Source organism: Streptomyces sp. ISL-100 (assembly GCF_018614615.1).
In the GTDB taxonomy this organism is placed as follows: Bacteria; Actinomycetota; Actinomycetes; order Streptomycetales; family Streptomycetaceae; genus Streptomyces.
Window position 1 is genome coordinate 169957 of the sequence record NZ_JAGGOK010000003.1, and the last position, 18789, is coordinate 188745.

Consider the following 18789-nt stretch of genomic DNA (forward strand, 5'->3'; position numbering starts at 1 on the left):
GACCGGCTGGCCGAGTGCCCCTGCGACCTCTCCTGACCTCTCCCGTACGGCAAAGAGAAACGGCAAATTAAAGGGGATGCGCCGGGCGGTAACCTTGAGTGCTCCGACAACCCCGAATCCCGAAGGCTGGATGAACGACGATGCATCGGTACAGGTCCCACACCTGCGGCGAGCTCCGCGCCTCTGACGTCGACACCGACGTCCGGCTGAGCGGCTGGCTGCACAATCGTCGAGACCTGGGCGGCATCCTCTTCATCGATCTGCGTGATCACTACGGCATCACGCAGCTCGTCGCCCGCCCCGGCACTCCCGCGTACGACGCGCTCGACAAGCTCAACAAGGAGTCGGTCGTCCGCGTCGACGGCCGGGTCGTCTCGCGCGGCGCCGACAACATCAACCCGGAGCTGCCGACCGGCGAGATCGAGGTCGAGGTCGCGGAGGTCGAGCTGCTGGGCGCGTCGCAGCAGCTGCCGTTCCAGATCAACACGGACGACGGGGTGGGCGAGGAGCGACGCCTCGAGTACCGCTTCCTCGACCTGCGCCGCGAGCGCATGCACCGCAACATCATGCTGCGTACGGCGGTCATCTCGGCCATCCGTCACAAGATGACGGCGCTCGGCTTCAACGAGATGGCGACGCCGATCCTGACGGCGACCTCCCCGGAGGGCGCCCGCGACTTCGTCGTCCCGTCCCGCCTCAACCCCGGCAAGTTCTACGCGCTCCCCCAGGCTCCGCAGCAGTTCAAGCAGCTGCTGATGATCTCGGGCTTCGACCGCTATTTCCAGATCGCGCCGTGCTTCCGCGACGAGGACGCCCGCGCGGACCGCTCGCCGGGCGAGTTCTACCAGCTCGACGTGGAGATGAGCTTCGTCGAGCAGGAGGACGTCTTCCAGCCGATCGAGAAGCTGATGACCGAGCTCTTCGAGGAGTTCGGCAACGGCCGTCACGTCACGTCGCCCTTCCCGCGGATCCCGTTCCGTGAGGCGATGCTGAAGTACGGCAACGACAAGCCCGACCTGCGCGCCCAGCTGGAACTCGTCGACATCTCGGACGTCTTCGCGGGCTCGGAGTTCAAGGCCTTCGCCGGAAAGCACGTCCGCGCGCTGCCGGTGCCGGACACGGCGGGCCAGTCCCGGAAGTTCTTCGACGGCCTCGGCGACTACGCAGTCGAGCACGGCGCGAAGGGCCTGGCTTGGGTGCGCGTCGCCGAGGACGGTTCCCTCACCGGCCCGATCGCCAAGTTCCTGACCGAGGAGAACATCAAGGTCCTCACCGAGCGCCTGTCGCTGGCCCCCGGCCACGCGGTCTTCTTCGGCGCGGGCGAGTTCGACGAGGTCTCCAAGATCATGTCGGCGGTCCGGGTCGAGGCCGCGAAGCGCGCCGGCCACTTCGAGGAGGGCGTCTTCCGGTTCTGCTGGATCGTCGACTTCCCGATGTACGAGAAGGACGAGCTCACCGGGAAGATCGACTTCTCGCACAACCCCTTCTCGATGCCGCAGGGCGGTCTTGAGGCCCTGGAGACCCAGGACCCGCTGGACATCCTGGGCTGGCAGTACGACATCGTCTGCAACGGCGTCGAGCTGTCCTCCGGCGCGATCCGGAACCACGAGCCCGAGATCATGTTCAAGGCGTTCGAGATCGCGGGTTACGACAAGGAGACCGTCGAGCGCGAGTTCGCCGGCATGCTCCGCGCCTTCGAGTTCGGCGCCCCCCCGCACGGCGGCATCGCCCCGGGCATCGACCGCATCGTGATGCTGCTGGCCGACGAGCCGAACATCCGCGAGACGATCGCCTTCCCGCTCAACGGCAACGCGCAGGACCTGATGATGGGCGCGCCGACGACGCTGGACGAGGCCCGCCTGCGGGAGCTCAACATCCAGCTGCGGAAGCCCCCGGTCACCAAGTCCGGCGAGTAAACAGCAGCGAGTGACCGGCAAGAAGGCCCCGGAACCGAACGGTTCCGGGGCCTTCTTGCCGGTCGACGTGTCGAGGAGGTTCGCGGGGTACCGGGTTCCCTTACGTTCGGCGGTAAGAAGACGAAGGGGACAAAATGAAGCGCCGGAACCGACCCAGGGCTCCGTTGACCGCGCTGCTGACGGCCGCCGCACTCCTGGCGACGGGCTGCGGGACCACTTCCCACCACGCCTCGCGGGCCTTCGCCGTTCCCGGCGCTCCCGCGCACGAGGCGTCCGGCGGCAAGGGGGGCGGCAAGGCGGGAGGCAAGGCAGGCAAGGCCGCACCGGAACCACGCAGGCTGACCCGCCCCCTCCTCAGCCTCCTCCCGGGCCTGGGCCCCAAGACCCTCGGCCTGGTCCCGGACGACACCCGGCAGGCGCTCGTCGTCACCGGCGAGGGCCGCGACAAGAACCGGGGTACGGCGGTCCTCTACGAACGCGAACGCCCCGGCGCCGCCTGGCTGCCGGGCCACCGGTGGCCGGCCGACAACGCCGTGCGCGGCTGGACGGACAAGCACGTCCAAGGGGACCTGCGCTCTCCCATCGGCCTCTTCACCCTCACCGACGCGGGCGGCCTCCTGCCCGACCCGGGCACGAAGCTGACGTACGACGCGGGCCCCGCCTTCACCGCGACCGGCACGGGCAGCCTGGGCGAACCGCTGGCGGGGTCGTTCGACTACGTCATCGCCGTCAACTACAACCGCAGGCCCGGCGCCACGCCCCTGGACTGGACGCGCCCGCTGGGCGCGTCCCGGGGCGGCGGGATCTGGCTGCACGTGGACCACGAAGGGCCGACGCAGGGGTGCCTCTCGTTCAGCCGGCCGGTGATGAAGCACCTGCTGCGCACGCTGGACCCGGCGAAGAATCCGGTGGTGGTGATGGGCGACAAGGCCTCTCTGAGAAGGTGATCACGGCCTTGCCGCCGACCGCCCCCCACCACCGAATCCCGCCGTCCTAGGCGGTGACCGGCTCCTGGGAGCCGTTCGGCCCGGACTCCCGATCCTCGAAGCTGCCCGTCTCGCGGGATCCGGGACCGCGCTGGCTCGGAATGCCCGGCACGAGGTGGGCGGTCATGAGCGCGCGGCGTTCGTCGGCCTCCGCGCACAGGGCGACGGCGGCCGCGTTGAAACGGACCAGGGAGGGCGGGTCGGAGGGGCCCAGGAGGTGAGCCTTCAGTTCCGCGCGGGCCTCCTTCCAGAGGTCCTTCTCCGGATGGCGTACGGACTCCAGGAGCTCCGGGACGCCGGACGCGTCCGGCGTGAGAACGGCGGCGGCGCGCACGGTCGGGAAGCTCGCCCGGAAGTCCTCCTCCGTCATGCCGCTGGTGTTGGCCACGGCGTACGGCTTCTCGCTGTGCAGGTAGTCCGAGACGACGCTCGACACATCACTGATCAGCAGGTCGGACTGGTTGAAGCAGCTGTAGATGCCCAGCCGCGGCGTGACGACGATCTGGTGCTCCCACGCGGGGAACGAGGCCCAGTAGGCCTCCTCCCAGGCCTCTGTGGCCGCCGCGACGAGCGCCGCGCGGTCGTCCTCGGGCGTGCCCTGGAGCATCATCCGTTCCAGCTCGTCCGCGCCGGTCCGGAAGTCGCTGCTGGTGAGCCGGTCGAGCTCGGCCTTGCGGCGGGCGAGCTCGGCGACGGTCTCCAGGTCGGGGCGCGGGCCGGACCGCCCGGCGGCGGCCTCGCGGATCATCGCGCGGATGCGCCTGTCCGCCGCACCGGCCTCCGGGTCGACGGAGCCGGTCATGGGATGCGGCTTGTAGAGAAGCCGTACGCCCTCGTCGTCCAGGAGCGCGCGGACGAGGTTCTCGCCGGCCAGGACGACTGACGTGTTGCCGGGGTTGCCGTCCCAGCCCTCCCAGGTGGGGGCGTACAGCACAGTCGTGTACGTGCCTTCGGGCGCTGCTCCCGTCCAGGGCCGGAGCGGGGCCAGCTGCGGGCGGCCCACCTCCACGACGTCCTTGTCGTCGACGCCTATCGCGGCCTGCCGGTACCGCTCCCTGGCCGCCGGCCCCGCCACCCACACCTCGTCGTACGCCTTGGCGTACGGGTTGCAGCTGGACAGCTTGTCGCTCTCGCCGTGGTTGGTGAAGGCGTGCTTGATGGAGGGGATGCGCAGGACCTGCGAGGTCTTACCGGAGTTCGCGGGGTGCAGCATCATCTTCAGCGTCGATCCCTCCAGGGCGAACATGTGCGCGACCCGGGGGATGCAGATGATGGGCACGTCCGTGGCTTGAATCTTCTGCACCATGAAGCGCTCGCGCAGCACGATCAGCGGCTTGCCGTCCAGCGCGGAGAGCGTGGAGAGCCACATGTTCGCCTGGTACGCCGACGATGTGCCGCCGGAGAAGTACATCGCCACGGTCGGCTGGTAGTCCGCCAGCCAGGCGTCCAGCCACTCCAGGGTCTGCTCCTTGTTCGCGGGGCGCTTCCCCGGCAGCAGCCATGTGGCGAGGTGGACGGTGCCGGCCGCCATCAGCGCGAGGGAGACGCCGAGGCCGGCGGCGCCGGCAGACACATCCCCGGTCACGGCGGTGACGAGCATTCCCGTGGTGGCGGGTACCGAGAAGGTCAGCAGCCGGTGGCCGGGGCGGCGGGCCAGGATGCGCGGGGGAGCGGCGCAGAGCCGCAGCGCCGAGGCGTCGATGTTGCGGGTGACGACGGGCAGCGTGCGGCTGCGCCGGACCATCACCGCGATTCCCTGGCAGAGGAAGTGCAGCGCGTAGAGGAAGAGCAGCGCGACGGTCAGCGGGGCCTGCTCGTGCAGTGGCTGGATCTCGTCTATGTGCAGCAGGCCGAGAAGGATCAGCATGTCGCGCAGCAGCTGCCGGACGGTGACGTCGAAGCGGACTCTGCTCAGCATCGAGAGCAGTACGGGCTGCCTGTGCCGCAGGTACAGATCGAGGGCGAGGCCCGCGGCCGCAGCGGCGACGAACAGCGGCACATGGGCCAGCAGAGCGCCGACGAGCTGAGCGGTGAACGCGGCGAACATCGCGAGCAGCGCGGAGAGCTGCTTTACGCGGTGGGGGATGGGTCCGGCGAAGGGCACAGCGACTGAACTCCTGGCGGGGAGGGCGATCGGCCGGGGAAGCCGTCTGGGGGTGCCGGTCTTCGCGCGCGCGTGGGGGTGAGCGGCGGCGCGGAGGGTCGGCGGCTGACCGTATGTCGTGCACGGCCTTCGTCGCAATGCGCCGTGACGACCATCACCGCAGATGTGGCATATGTCAGCGGCAATGGATCAGCATCGGAGCACCCTGCCCGCTGGGGTGCGCGGACAATGCGGCGGGGCCGGTCCGGGAGAGTGTCCCAGACCGGCCCCGTCGAGTGGTAGCTCGGGTTCCGCTTATGTTTCCGCTTACGCCTTCTTCGGGTCCTCCAGGCGCGGGAACAGCACCGCGCCCTTCGTCACCGTCGCGCCCGCCGGGAGCTGGCCCCATCGCCCCGCGTCCTGGAGCGGCTGGCCGGCCAGGGCGCCCAGCGGCGCTTCCGCACCCAGGGAGTCCCACAGCTTCTGCGAGGTCTCCGGCATGACCGGGTTGAGCAGGACGGCCATCGCGCGCAGCGACTCGGCGGCCGTGTAGAGGATCGTCGCGAGACGGGCCTGGCCCTCCGGCGACTCGTCCTTCGCGACCTTCCACGGTTCCTGCTCCGTGATGTAGCCGTTGACCTGCTTCACGAAGTCGAACACCGCCAGGATGCCGCCCTGGAAGTCCAGCTCCTCGCCGATCTTCCGGTCGGCCTCCGCGACCGCCTTCGCCAGGCCCGCCTGGACCGCGCTCTCCGCGTCACCGGCCGCCGTCGCCTCCGGCAGCGTTCCGCCGAAGTACTTGCCGACCATCGCGGCCACGCGCGACGCGAGGTTGCCGAAGTCGTTCGCGAGCTCGCTGGTGTAGCGGGCGCTGAAGTCCTCCCACGAGAACGAGCCGTCCTGGCCGAAGGCGATCGCCCGCAGGAAGTACCAGCGGTAGGCGTCCACGCCGAAGTGGGACGTCAGGTCCTGCGGCTTGATGCCGGTCAGGTTCGACTTCGACATCTTCTCGCCGCCGACCATCAGCCAGCCGTTCGCCGCCACGCGTCCCGGTACCGGCAGGCCCTGCGCCATCAGCATCGCGGGCCAGATGATCGCGTGGAAGCGCAGGATGTCCTTGCCGACCAGGTGGACATTGGCCGGGAACGTCGTGTCGAACTTCGCCTGGTCCGAGCCGTAGCCGACGGCCGTCGCGTAGTTGAGCAGCGCGTCCACCCACACGTAGATGACGTGCTTGTCGTCCCACGGGACCGGGATGCCCCAGTCGAACGTCGAGCGCGAGATGGACAGGTCCTGGAGGCCCTGTCGCGTGAAGTTCAAGACCTCGTTACGGGCCGACTCCGGCTGGATGAAGCCCGGGTTCGCCTCGTAGAACTCCAGCAGCTTCGGGCCGTACTCGCTCAGCTTGAAGAAGTAGTTCTCCTCCTTGAGGATCTCCACCGGCTTCTTGTGGACGGGGCACAGCTTGGTGCCGTCCTCGGTCTCGATGAGATCACCGGGGAGCTTGTACTCCTCACAGCCCACGCAGTACGGGCCTTCGTACCCGCCCTTGTAGATCTCGCCCTTGTCGTACAGGTCCTGCACGAACTCCTGCACACGGTCCGTGTGCCGCTTCTCCGTCGTACGGATGAAGTCGTCGTGTCCGATGTTCAGGTGCTCCCAGAGAGGCTTCCACGCCTCTTCCACGAGCTTGTCGCACCACTCCTGGGGCGAGACCCCGTTCGCCTCGGCAGTGCGCATGATCTTCTGACCGTGCTCGTCCGTGCCGGTGAGGTACCACACCTTCTCGCCGCGCTGACGGTGCCAGCGCGTGAGCACGTCACCTGCAACGGTCGTGTAGGCGTGGCCCAGGTGAGGAGCGTCGTTGACGTAGTAAATGGGGGTCGATACGTAAAAGGCCTTCACGCCTTCGCTCGTCCCCTGCTTCTCGGATCCAGTGGCCGCCATGGTCGAAATCCTAACGGCCCACAGGTGATCCACTCACACGCATAAATCTCGGCCGGGCCTGGGCGGGCGGCTCCCGGTGAAACGACGACGGCGGTGCCCGGCCGCTGGGGGCCGGGCACCGCCGTCGTGGTGAAGCTGCCAGGTCAGGCCTTCAGGCCCTTGAGTCCGGTGACCAGCTCTGCGTACAGCGCGTCGTCCGCGACCTCGCGCGGGGCGGGGCCCGCGTGGAAGAACGCGGCGTTGGGAACGTCGAGCTTCCGGAGGAAGTCGAAGCCCTTGGCGTCGTGCTCACCGAACGCGACGAACTGCCAGAACAGCGGCTTGTCGGCGGCGTCGGCCAGGGCCTGCTTGGCCGGGCCCTTGGCGTCCGGCGGGCCGTCCGTCTGGAATACGACCAGAGCGGGGCGGTCGCTGCCGGACTTCTCGTGGTGCGCGACGACTTCTTCGACGGCGCGGTGGTAGCTCGTACGCCCCATGTGCCCGATGGCGGCGTGCGCCTTGTCCACGAGTCCCTCGTAGGCGTCGAGCCCGACGTCGACGGTGCCGTCGATGTCGGTCGAGAAGAACACGACGTGTACGCCGGCGTTCTCGTCGAGGTGGGCGGCGAGGGCGAGCGTCTGGTCGGCGAGGTGCTGGGCACTGCCGTCCTTGTAGAACCCGCGCATGGACCCCGACCGGTCAAGAACCAGGTAGACGTCCGCCCGCACCCCGGTCAGCTGCTCGGCGCCGAGTGCGGCGCCGGCGGCCTGGTAGTGCGAGACGAGCCCGGGCGCATGCGACTCGACATGCGCGAGGGGGAGCGCGGCCCCCCCGTTCCCACCTGCGGAGACGGGCTCGGGCTGAGCTTCCACCGCTACCGGCTGGGGCGGGGTGTCAGCCTGCGGCTGGGCTTCCACCGCTACCGGCTCGGGCTCGGGCTCGGTGTCGGCTTCCGGCGTCTCCTCGCCCGCGGCGGCCGTGGCGGGTACGGGGGCGTCCGCCTCGCTGGCGGTGCTGGTGCTGGTGCTGGTGCCGGTGCCGGTGCTGGTGCCGGTGCCGGTGCCGGTGACCGGGGCGCGGGTGGCCTCGGGCTCGGCGTCGGCCGCGACCTCGGCCTTCGGCTCGGCGACCGGGTCGGCCTTGGCGGCGGGGATGGCCTCGGTGGTGGTGGCGTCGGCCGTGACCGGGGCGTGGGTGGCCTCGGGCTCGGCTTCGGCCGCGACCTCGGCCGTCGGCTGGGCCTCCGGCTCGGTGGCCGTCTCCGGCGCGGTGACGGTGGCGGCGGTGAGCTCGGGCTCAGGCTTGGCGGCCGGGCCGGCCTTGGCGGCCGGGGTGGCCTCGGTGGTGGTGGCCGTGACCGGGGCCTGCGTGGCCTCGGGCTCGGCTTCGGCCGCGACCTCGGCCGTCGGCTGGGCCTCCGGCTCGGTGGCCGCCTCCGGCGCGGTGACGGTGGCGGCGGTGAGCTCGGGCTCAGGCTTGGCGGCCGGCTCGGTCTCGGCGACCGGGTCGGCCTTGGCGGCCGGCGTGGCCTCCGTGGCGGATTCGGTCTCCCGGGTCGCGTCAGCCGTGGCTGCGGGCTCCGTGACCGGGTCGGCCTTGGCCTGAGGCTCGGTCGCGGCGGGGGCCGGGGCCGGGGCAGCCGCCGGCTTGGGCTGGGTGGACTCCGCGGTGGGCTGGGACGGGACCGGGGCCGAGGGCTTCGGGGTGGCCGGGTTGGCCGGGGTGGACTGGGCCGGGACGTTCGGTCCGGGGGAGGGGGTCTTCGTACGCGACGAGGAAGCGGACGGGGACGGGGACGGCTTGTCGAAAGCCGCCGCGACCAGGTCCGATGCGATACCCGGCGTCGACTTCCTGGCCGGCTTCTCCGTCGCCGCCGTGTCGTCCTCGTTGGCCGGGGCCTGGGCCGGGGCCGGTACAGAGGCCACCGACTCCCTGGCCTCGGCGGACGCGGATTCCGGTTCCGGCGCGGTGGCCGGCTCCGGCTTACGTTCGGCCTGGGACGGAACAGAAGCTGCCGCCGAGGTCTCCCGTGCCGGCGGCTGCTCGTTGCTCTCCGCTCGATCGCGTCCGAACACCTTGCGCAGCAAGCTCCGAATGCCCATGGGCGAGGCCTTTCGCATGAGTTGGGTGCGATGCACGCCCGCACCCGGCGGATGATCCCTGGCCAGGGCGGACACGTAAGGTTAGCGGCCCTTCCCGCTGATCTTCGGGAGGGTCAGCCGTGCCGTTCCACTTCCAGGCGCGCGCGGCTCGCGTCGGCGAATACCGATGCCAAACGCGCCCCCTCCGGCCGCCCCGGCGCGAACAGTCCGGCCGCGTCGGCCCGTACCACCAAAGTGCCATGCGCGTCGATCACTTCCGAGATGCCACGCGACTCGATGGCGTCCCACCACGCGTCCAGATTCCGGCCGAACCACTCCGGCAGCCCGCACGGCCCGGCCACCGCGTCCCAGAAGTCGTCGAGTGAGCCGAGCGGAATACCTCGCAGGTCCACGGTGAGGTCCGAGGCCGTGGCCGGCGTGAGGTCCGGCGTCAAGTCGTCCGTCGGGGCGTGCGGTTCTTCCGGGACGTCGTCGCGCATGAGGCCAGAGCCTAGCCGTCAAGTCAACTTCCGCCCGGCCGTCGCGCATTCACCTCACGTTCACCCCATGGCCGCCGTAACGCGGGCGTACGCACCTAACGTCACGGCCGGAGACATTCCGACATGTTGTCGGCGCAGGGCGCGCCGAACCACAGCCCGTACAGCCACAGCCCATATGGAGGGGTCCGTGCGCAATCTGCTGCCGCTGCTCAACTCGCCGCACTCGGGTGGGCGCTCTGCGCTGACCTGTCGCTACCGCTGCGGAGACGCCTGCTTCCAGGACGTCCCGAACACCAGCGACAACGAGTATGCCGGTGATGTCATAGCCGGTGCTCTGTCGAGACGATCGATGATGCGCGCCGCCGCCGTGGTGACCGTCGCCGCCGCCGCCGGAACCTCGGCCCTAGCCGGCCCCGGCGCCCCGCAGGCCGTGGCCGCCGAGAGCACGCGCAAGCCTCAGGCAGGCAAGGCGGCGGACGGCGCCCGCGGACTCCGCTTCGCGGCCGTCGCGCCCAACACCACCGACGCCGTGACCGTCCCCGACGGTTACGCCCAGAACGTCGTCATCCGCTGGGGCGAGCCCATCCTTCGAGGCGCTCCCGCCTTCGACGCGGACAAGCAGTCCGCCAAGGCGCAGGCCGGCCAGTTCGGCTACAACAACGACTTCCTCTCCCTGCTCCCGCTGCCCGGTGAGCACGGCCGCCAGGTACTCGTCGCCAACCACGAGTACACGGACGAAATCCTGATGTTCAAGGGTTACGACCCGGCCAACCCCACCCGCGAGCAGGTCGAGACCGCCTGGGCCGCGCACGGCCTGTCCATCGTCGTCGTCCAGGAGGAGCGCAAGTCAGGCAAGCTCACGCCGGTCACCCGCCACCACCTGAACCGCCGCCTCCACACGACCTCCGTCTTCCAGCTCACCGGCCCCGCCGCCGGCAGCGACCTCCTGAAGACGTCCGCCGACCCGACCGGCGCGTTGGTCCTCGGTACGCTCAACAACTGCGCCGGCGGCACCACCCCTTGGGGCACGACCCTCCACGGCGAGGAGAACTTCAACCAGTACTTCGCCAACGGCTCCAGCGCCACCGACAAGCGGTACGGCATCACCACCGGCGCCACCGAGCGCAAGTGGGAGCTCTTCGACAAGCGCTTCGACGCGAAGCAGGAGCCGAACGAGTCCCACCGTCAGGGCTGGGTCGTCGAGCTCGACCCGTACGACCCCGACTCGACGCCCCGCAAGCACACCGCGCTCGGCCGCTTCAAGCACGAGGCCGCGCAGCCCCGCCTGACGGCCGACGGCCGGCCCGTCGTCTACATGGGCGACGACGAGCGCTTCGACTACTTCTACAAGTTCGTCTCGTCGAAGCGGATGAAGAAGGGCACCTCGCGGGCCGCCCGCGAGCACAACCTCACCCTCCTCGACGAAGGCACGCTGTACGTCGCCAAGCTGACCGGCGACAGCCCGGCCGCCGAGATCGACGGCACGGGCAAGCTCCCGAACGACGGCGAGTTCGACGGCAGCGGCGTCTGGATCCCGCTCGCCACCGGCACCACCTCGCACGTCCCCGGCATGACAGCCGAGGAGGTGTACGTCTTCACGCGCCTGGCCGGTGACAAGGTGGGCGCCACGAAGATGGACCGGCCCGAGGACGTCGAGCCGAGCCCGCGCACCGGGCGTGTGTACGTCGCGCTGACGAACAACACCGACCGGGGCAAGACCGGCAAGGCGGGCGCGGACGAGGCGAACCCGCGCAACCTCAACAAACACGGCCAGGTGCTGGAGCTCGCGGAGCACTGGGACGACCCGGCGTCGGACGGCTTCGCCTGGCGGCTCTTCCTGGTCGCGGGCGACCCGAACGACTCGGCGACGTACTTCGCGGGCTTCCCGAAGGACAAGGTCAGCCCCATCTCCTGCCCGGACAACATCGCCTTCGACCCGCACGGCAACCTGTGGCTCTCCACGGACGGCAACCAGCTCGGCTCCCACGACGGCCTGTTCGGCGTGGCGACGCGCGGTGAGCGGCGCGGCGAGCTGAAGCAGTTCCTGACGGTCCCGAAGGGCGCGGAGACCTGCGGCCCGATCATCCAGGACCGCCGCGTGCTCGTCGCCGTCCAGCACCCGGGCGAGATCGACGGCGCGAGCGTCGAGAAACCGGCGTCGGTGTGGCCGGACGGCCCCGGCAAGCTTGTCCGCCCGTCGGTGGTTGCGGTCTACCGCAAGGACGGGCGCGCCATCGGCGTGTAGCCGGGCGGGCGGGGGCGGGCGGCGCAGCGGCACGCCCCTACCCCGCCTGCCCCCGCCACCTCACGTACTGCTCATACGCATCCCCCGTATACGACCACGGCACCCGCGCCGCCCGCCCGCCCAGCAGGGCAAAAGCCTCCCGGGCAACCTCGGGGAGACCCGCGTAACAGGCCGCATGCGCAAGGAAGTTGAGCTCGCCGACCTCCTCCGGCGCCACCGGACCCGGCGTCCGGCCGCCCAGCCACCGCTCCCGCGTCCGGCGTACCTCCGTCACCGCCAGCTCGTGGTGCCAGTGCTGGTCGAAGCCGCGCACCGGCCGGCCCTTCGCCGCAGCCGCCACGTACCGGTACTCCTCCACCCGCGCGATCTGCACCAGCACCGGCAGCGGCGACCCCTCGGGCGCCGCGCCCGCCGCGTCGCGGGCGAAGTCGTACATGCGGCCGTGCGTGCCGTGCCAGCGTGCCGAGTGGTAGCGCAGTAGCTGCACATGCCCCTCGATGTTGTACGGGTCGCGGCGCCGCAGCTCCTCCCACCACTCGCGCAGCTCCGCCCGGCCGACCCCGTCGCCGTACAGCCGCGCCACTGTCAGCAGCGACACCCACGGCATCGGGTCGGCGGGCCGTGCGTCGGCCGCGCTCAGGCAGGTCATGACGGCGACGTCGATGCGCGTACGGTCGACCTCGGTGCCGCGCCCCGCCTCGATGGCCTGGTTGAAGACCCGTACGACCTCGGTCGCGGCCCGCAGCACCGCCGCGTCCGGGCTGTCCGGTTCGGCCGCCCGCCACGCTTCGACGACCGAGCTGCTCGCGGCCGCGTGCGAGAGCAGGCGCAGCCGGTGCGTGCGCAGGGGCCAGTTGTCGCCGGTCGCGCGCAGCAGATCGCGTACGCCCTGCCAGCGGCCGATCACGATGTCCTGGCGGGCAGCAGTCAGCGGCCGGTCCCCGAAGTCCGGGTCGAAGTCCGGGGCGGCGGGTCCGGAACGGGGACCGGAGCTGGAGTCGGAAGAGAAGCGGCGGCGGATTGCGGCCATCGGGGCTCGTACCTCCTGCTCAGAAGTCGGTGGGGAATCCGGCGTCGGCGTGTTCCCTGCGCTCCGAGCCGGAGTTGACGTGCGCCGCCTCGATCTCGATGGCGTGGGTGGCGTCGAGCTGCGCGGGGCTGTAGTACGCGCTGCCCTGCCGCCAGTACCAGAGCATCGGGACCACGCCGACGGCCAGGCCGCCGAGGCCGATCGCGATCGCCGCCGCGCTGAGCTCGGTGAGCGACGCCGCGAAGACGGCGAACATGAACAGCGCGCCGAGCAGCGGCCAGGCCCCGCCGAGGAGGAAGTCCTTCGGGGAGGCGAGCAGGGTCTTGCGGTAGGCGACGACGGCCGCGAGGCCCGCCAGGCCGTAGTAGAGGGTGGTCTGGAGCCCGATCGCGGCGAGCGAGTCGGACATGATCTCCTCGGTCGAGCCGAGCGCGTTCGAGGCGACGAAGAGGACGAGCGCGACCGTACCGACGACGGCGACCGCTACCCACGGGGTGTTCCAGCGGCGGTGTACGAGGCCGAGCGCGGCCGGCATCGTACGGTCGCGCCCCATCGCGAAGAGCGAGCGCGTGACCTGGATCAGCGTGGTTTCGAGGGTGGCGATGGTGGAGAGCACCACGGCCAGGACCATGAGCTTGCCGCCGATGCCCGGCCAGATCGCGTCGCCGAGGACCGCGAGCACGTTCGTGTCGTGTGCCGAGATCTGCTCAGTCGTCAGAATGATGTTGACGGCGATGGTGAAGACGACGAAGAGAAGGAAGACGACGCCCACCCCGACGAGCGAGGCGAGTCCGGCGGTGCGGCGGCTGTTGCGGGTCTCCTCACTGAGGTTGCTGGTGACGTCCCAGCCCCAGTAGTAGAAGGCGGCGATCAGGGTGCCTGCGGCGAAGCCGGTGAAGCCGTCGAAGTGACCGAAGCCGAGCCAGGACCACTCGAAGGCGGCAGCCGAACCCCGGTGGAAGAGGGCGCCGACCGCGAAGACGACGAGGATCGCGAGCTCGACGCCGGAGACGAGGAGCTGGGCGCGGGCGGACAGACGGGCGCCGCCGAGTACGACGGCGAGCATCAGCAGGAACCAGCCGGCGCCGGCAGTGGTGGCGAGCGCGGTGTTGGACGCGAGGTCCGGGTCGAAGAGGGAAAGGGTCATCTGACCTGCGGGAAGCGATCCGGCGACCATGAAGATCGTGGCGGCGACGACGAGCGCCCAGCCGCTGATGAAGCCGAGGAACGGGTGCAGGGTGCGGCCTACCCAGGAGTAGGTGGCTCCCGCGTTCACGTCGATGCGGCCGAGGCGGCCGAAGGCCAGGACGATGCCGAGCATCGGTATCGCGCAGTAGAGCAGCGCGGCCGGACTGGCGAGCCCGACGGCGCCGACGAGCACGGCTGTGGTGGCGGCGAGGGAATAGGCGGGGGCGCTGCCCGCGACGGCCATCACGATCGTTTCGAAGGTGCCGAGGGCGTTGGGCTGGAGCCCTCGGCCGGGGCTGCGGTTCATGCGGTTCTCAACTGTTCTCAACTGCTTCCGGAGGTGTGCCGGACACAATTGGAATCCTCTATTCCCCTTGTGTGGCACGACATGTGGCGACAAGTCAGAGATGTGGTCCCGGTGCGGAGGTGTCCCCTCCGGACGGGAGATCGTGCGCATAGTAGTGCGGTCGGCGGGGTACGGGAGCACGGAGCCGGCGGCGGCCGTACCCTCGGAGGCATGGCTTCGGACGAGGTGACCAGCGGGGCGGGCGGGACGGTACGGATCGACGTCTGGATCTGGTCCGTACGGCTCACCAAGACCCGCGCCCAGGCCGCGGCGGCCTGCAAGGCGGGCCATGTCCGCGTCGGCGGCGAGCGGGTCAAGCCGGCGCACGCGCTGAAGCAGGGCGACGAGGTGCGGCTGTTCCATGCCGGGCGGGAGCGGATCGTGGTCGTCTCGCGGATCATCCGCAAGCGGGTGGGTCCTCCGGTGGCGGCCGAGTGCTACGTCGACAACAGCCCGCCGCCCCCGCCGCGGGAGTTCGTCGCGCCGGTCGCGGTGCGGGAGCGGGGGGCGGGGCGTCCGACGAAGCGGGACCGGCGTGAGATGGAGCGGCTTCAGGGGCCGAAGCCGTCATGAGGGCGGGGTCGGGGTCGTCGGCTTCGCCGCGTCGTCCGTGCCCGTTCTGTGGGCGTGAGGTCGCCGTTGTAGCGGGCAGGTTCGTACGCCACGACCCGCGCACGCGGGTTGCTTCCGCCGGCGAGCTGACCCTGTGCGCCGGCTCGAAGCGCGGGGCGCCGCCCGTTGCGGCGGCGCAGCGGACTCTCGACGGCTACGAGGTGCCGCCGTCTCCCGGGCAGCTGCCGCTGTTTTAGGCGGGCGGTGGTGGTGCGGGTGCGGGACGCGGGTGCCTGCGGCGCTTTCCCCGACCCGCCCCTTCCCGAACTGGGGCTCCGCCCCAGACCCCGCTCCTCAAACGCCGGAGGGGCTGAAGGGGTGCGGCAGCATTTTCAGCCCGTCCGGGGTCTGGGGCTTGCCACGTCACCCCGCCGGCGTCACCGGCGAAGCCACCGACCTGGCCGCCGCCACCTCCTGGCGGAGCGGGGCCAGGACTGATTCGTCGTCGCGGGGGAGGTCCGTCCGTACCTCCACCAGCGTGTCGCTCGCCCGCAGCCCCTCCGCCAGTTCGCGCAGCTCCCGCGCGACCTCCGCCACTTCCGCCTCGGCCGGCGGCTCCGCCCCGTGGTTGATCCGGACCCGGGCCGCCGTCGTCGCGTCCACGATCCGCTCGGTCGCGACGACCAGCGGCCACCACGCCGCCGCCCGCGTCCCCATCGGCGGCGGCTCGGTCAGCGCGCGCTGGAATTCGGAGCGTACGACCGACAGGTCCCGGTAGAGGCGGCGGCGAAGCCGCTGCCGCTGCCGCTCGCCCTGCGGGTCCGGCGGACCGAACGCGCACTCCACGTACCCCGCCGCATCCCGCCACCGTGTCCGCGAGCCGCGCCCCCACCCGCGTCCTCCAGCTCTCCGGCCACAGCAGGTACCCGGCCAGCAGCGCGATCGCGCAGCCGATGAGGCTGTCGTACAGGCGGGGCAGGACCAGGCCGAAACCCTCCCGGTTGAGCAAGTCGGACAGCAGCAGGATGACCGGTGTGATGGCCGCCGCCCGGTACGTCTGGGCGACCGCGTCCCGCTCCGGCACCCCGCCGCGCAGCGGCCACGCGATCAGCGTCAGTACGAGGACGAACAGGCCGCCCAGGGCGAGCAGCACGGGCGCCGTCCACCAGGGGTCCGGCATCGGCAGTCCGGCTCCGACGACGGCCTGGAGCAGGAGCAGCAGGCCGGACACGGAGGCGACCGCGCCGATCGACGAGATCATCCCGGACACGAGCGCGACGCAGGTCAGGACCCCTACGGCGAGCCATCCATGCCCGTACACGAGCGTGCCGAGGGTGACGCCGACGGCGCCGAAGAACTGCGGCACGGCGATGTTGAGCAGGCGCATCCGGTAGGCGTCGGCGGTGTCGCCGATGACGCCGGACAAGGCGCCCATCGACACGAGAGCCCCGTACGTCGGCTCGTCGACGGCGAATCCGACGGCGAGCGGAGCGGCCATCGCGATCCCGGCCCGGACGACGGCGGCCCACGGCACGGGCGCGGACTGCGGCCGCAGTCCCTGCGTCAGCCACTCGGGCGGCGTCAGCCTGCCCCCTGCTCTCTGCTCAGCCATGCACCAAACAGACCGAAACCGAACTCCTTATGCAAGTCACCTACAGAACCGTCCACAGGCTGTGGATAACTTTTCAGCTCTTGTAGTTCTCGACCTCGGCCGCCGGCCGCACCCGCGCTTCGCCCGGGTCCTCGCCGAACTCCGACTTCGCGCGGCGCTGGCGGAGCAGGTCCCAGCACTGGTCCAGCTGAACCACCACGGCCTTCAGGCGGGCGCGCTCGGTGTCGTCGAGGCCCAGTTGGCGGGTGGAGCGTTCGCGCAGCTCGCGCTCCTCGGCGACCAGGCTGTTGATGTTGTCGAGAATCTTCTGGTTGGCGTCTTCTCGGTCTTCTCGGTCTTCCCTGTCGTCCATGGCTTCCCTGTCCTCGCTGGGTTCCATGAATCCCACCCCAGCACACCTCTAGCCGCTGTGCAGCTTCAACTCGACGAGCAGCGCCCTGTGGTCGGTGTGCTTGAGCCTGAGGAAGCGGACCGACCGTACGGAGAAGTCGTCGCTCACCAGCACATGATCGATCTGCGTGCCGACCCGCGCCCAGTCCGCCGGCCAGGACGGCGTAAGGAACGCCCCGCCCAGCGCCGCACTGTCCCGCAGCCCGCCCGCGGCGAGGATCCGCCGGAAGGCGGCGTGGTCCCGGGAGGCCTTGAAGTCGCCGGCGATCAGCGTCGGCCGGTCCTTTCCCCCGGCGGCGTAGTCGCGGATCGCGCCCAACTCGGCACGCCACCGGGGCACGCTGCCGGGGATGGGCGGCATCGGATGGACGAGCTGGATGCGTACGGGACGGTCGTGCACCAGCGCCACCGCGCCCGGCATGGCCAGAACGCCGTCGATCCCGGGCGCGGGCCGCAGCGGGTACTTGCTGAGGATCGCCGAACCGTCCGGGCCACCCGCCGCTGCGACTTCGCGGTACGGGTACGCCGCGTCCGGGACCTCTGCGTCGAGGGCGCGCGCAGTCGTCGTCGCACTCCTGAATGAAGACGAGGCCGGGCTTCTCGCGTCCGATGGTGGCGATCAGGGCCGCTGTCGCGTCGCCGAATTCGAGGTTCGAGGTCAGGACGCGGACGGAGGCGACGGGGCGGCCCGCGGGTTCGGCGTCGTCGCCACCGGGCTCGTACGGCTGGACGAACCACACGGTCACGGCCAGCACGACCGCCGCCCACACCATGCCGCCGCGCCAGCGGGCGAGAAGCGCGGCGAGGAGCCCCAGGGCGGCCGGTACGAGCAGCCAGGGCAGGAAGGAGAGGAGTTGGGGGACGGGCGTAACGCCGTCGGTGTCGAGAGCGCGGCAGGCGACGACGATGCTGAGCAGGGCGAGGCCGAGGCCGTCCGCCCACACGAGGAGCCGCCTCCACTCCCGGGCACTACCCAAGGCACCAACCAGCCTCTCTCGCTCGGCGTTCGACGCCCGACTTCGACGTGCTCCGCATCCTCCCCCAGAGACGGGCCTGTGTCCTCCATGCCTAGCGGGCGAGGTGGGCGCGCAGTGCGGCGTTGAAGACGTCGGGGCGTTCCAGGTTCGGGAGATGGGCCGACGACTCGATGACCGCGAGAGTCGAGCCGGGGATCGCGGCGTGCATCGCCTCGGCGTCCGCGACGGGCGTGTACGTGTCGTCGCGGCCCACCACGACCAGGGTGGGGACGCTGACCCGGGTCAGCAGGTCGCGGTAGTCGGGCCGTTCCGCTCGCCCGCGCAGGGCGGCTGCCGCGCCCTCGGGGGAGGCGGCGGTCATCATGCGGTGGACACGGGCCGATGCCTCGGTGTTGTACGGGGCGACCATCTTGTCGCGGACCTCGTCGGCGTACCCCTTCATGCCCTCACTGAGGAGGCGGTCGGCGAGGGCGTTGCGCCCCCGCTTTCCCTCGGCTGTCTCGGCGGCGGGGAAGGTGTCGGCGAGGACGAGGCCGGTGATGCGCTCGGGGAAGAGGCGGTAGCACTCCATCACGATCTGGCCGCCCATCGAGAGCCCGCCGAGTACAGCGCGCTCGACGCTGAGGTGGTCGAGGAGCGCCGCGATGTCCGCGGCGAAGGCGGAGAGCGGCGTGATGCCCGGGACGACCTCGCTCTCGCCGTAACCGCGCAGGTCGGGGGCGATCACGCGGTGAGTGGGGGCGAAGGCTTCGATCTGCGGGGCCCACATCGTGCGGTCGAAGGGGTGGCCGTGGATGAGGACGAGAGGCGGACCGCTGCCTTCGTCGGTGTAGCCGATGCTGATGCCGTTGACGTCTGCTGCGAGCTGTGACGTTGCCATGCTGAGGAGGCTAGGCGCGGCCAACTACTCGGTGCAATAGGATCTTTGCTCTCGGTGCAATGTTCTGGGCCGGTTCG

Annotated in this window: 13 protein-coding genes and 1 pseudogene; 4 read left to right on the forward strand and 10 right to left on the reverse strand. The window is 70.8% G+C overall.

Annotation, left to right across the window (positions count from 1 at the left end; genetic code table 11):
- The first annotated feature begins 140 nt into the window (after positions 1–140).
- Entirely contained in the window at positions 141–1916 is a 1776-nt protein-coding gene (gene aspS, locus J7E89_RS02035) for an aspartate--tRNA ligase (RefSeq protein ID WP_214967462.1), read from the forward strand.
- A gap of 134 nt (positions 1917–2050) precedes the next feature.
- Complete coding sequence (locus tag J7E89_RS02040) at positions 2051–2863, forward strand: hypothetical protein (protein WP_214967464.1); 813 nt, start codon at positions 2051–2053, stop codon at positions 2861–2863.
- 46 nt (positions 2864–2909) lie between these two features.
- Here J7E89_RS02040 and J7E89_RS02045 read toward each other — a convergent pair whose 3' ends face one another.
- From J7E89_RS02045 to J7E89_RS02060, 4 genes are all read right to left on the reverse strand, one after another.
- Complete coding sequence (locus J7E89_RS02045) at positions 2910–5006, reverse strand: hypothetical protein (protein WP_214967467.1); 2097 nt, start codon at positions 5004–5006, stop codon at positions 2910–2912.
- A 306-nt stretch (positions 5007–5312) separates the two neighbouring features.
- Entirely contained in the window at positions 5313–6932 is a 1620-nt protein-coding gene (gene metG / locus J7E89_RS02050) for a methionine--tRNA ligase (protein WP_214967469.1), read from the reverse strand.
- Positions 6933–7075: 143 nt separating this feature from the next.
- On the reverse strand, positions 7076–9013 hold the full coding sequence (locus tag J7E89_RS02055) for a VWA domain-containing protein (protein ID WP_214967472.1): 1938 nt from the start codon (positions 9011–9013) through the stop codon (positions 7076–7078).
- A gap of 113 nt (positions 9014–9126) precedes the next feature.
- Entirely contained in the window at positions 9127–9492 is a 366-nt protein-coding gene (locus J7E89_RS02060; protein ID WP_214967474.1) for a barstar family protein, read from the reverse strand.
- Positions 9493–9679: 187 nt separating this feature from the next.
- Here J7E89_RS02060 and J7E89_RS02065 point away from each other — a divergent pair, with 187 nt between their 5' ends.
- On the forward strand, positions 9680–11737 hold the full coding sequence (locus J7E89_RS02065; protein ID WP_214967476.1) for a PhoX family phosphatase: 2058 nt from the start codon (positions 9680–9682) through the stop codon (positions 11735–11737).
- Between the two features lie 37 nt (positions 11738–11774).
- On the opposite strand, the gene J7E89_RS02070 is transcribed toward J7E89_RS02065, so the two are convergent.
- Entirely contained in the window at positions 11775–12767 is a 993-nt protein-coding gene (locus J7E89_RS02070; protein WP_251059959.1) for a hypothetical protein, read from the reverse strand.
- A gap of 19 nt (positions 12768–12786) precedes the next feature.
- Complete coding sequence (locus J7E89_RS02075; protein WP_214967478.1) at positions 12787–14262, reverse strand: APC family permease; 1476 nt, start codon at positions 14260–14262, stop codon at positions 12787–12789.
- A gap of 210 nt (positions 14263–14472) precedes the next feature.
- Here J7E89_RS02075 and J7E89_RS02080 point away from each other — a divergent pair, with 210 nt between their 5' ends.
- Positions 14473–14874 carry an RNA-binding S4 domain-containing protein gene (locus J7E89_RS02080; RefSeq protein WP_214967481.1) on the forward strand — a complete coding sequence of 134 codons (402 nt, stop codon included), beginning with the start codon at positions 14473–14475 and terminating at the stop codon, positions 14872–14874.
- A gap of 402 nt (positions 14875–15276) precedes the next feature.
- Here the strand turns inward: J7E89_RS02080 and J7E89_RS02085 are convergent.
- The 4 genes and pseudogenes from J7E89_RS02085 to J7E89_RS02100 all read right to left on the reverse strand — a co-directional run bounded on the left by J7E89_RS02085 (position 15277) and on the right by J7E89_RS02100 (position 18712).
- A pseudogene (locus J7E89_RS02085) lies at positions 15277–16351 on the reverse strand (FUSC family protein).
- A gap of 187 nt (positions 16352–16538) precedes the next feature.
- Positions 16539–16817, reverse strand: coding sequence for a DUF2630 family protein (locus J7E89_RS02090; RefSeq protein ID WP_214967577.1), 279 nt, complete (start codon positions 16815–16817; stop codon positions 16539–16541).
- Positions 16818–16865: 48 nt separating this feature from the next.
- A complete protein-coding gene (locus tag J7E89_RS40480; protein ID WP_374196773.1) occupies positions 16866–17330 on the reverse strand; it encodes an endonuclease/exonuclease/phosphatase family protein in 465 nt (154 codons plus the stop codon).
- 593 nt (positions 17331–17923) lie between these two features.
- Positions 17924–18712: an alpha/beta fold hydrolase gene (locus J7E89_RS02100; RefSeq protein ID WP_214967483.1), complete on the reverse strand. Its 789-nt coding sequence runs from the start codon at positions 18710–18712 to the stop codon at positions 17924–17926.
- Positions 18713–18789: the final 77 nt, after the last annotated feature.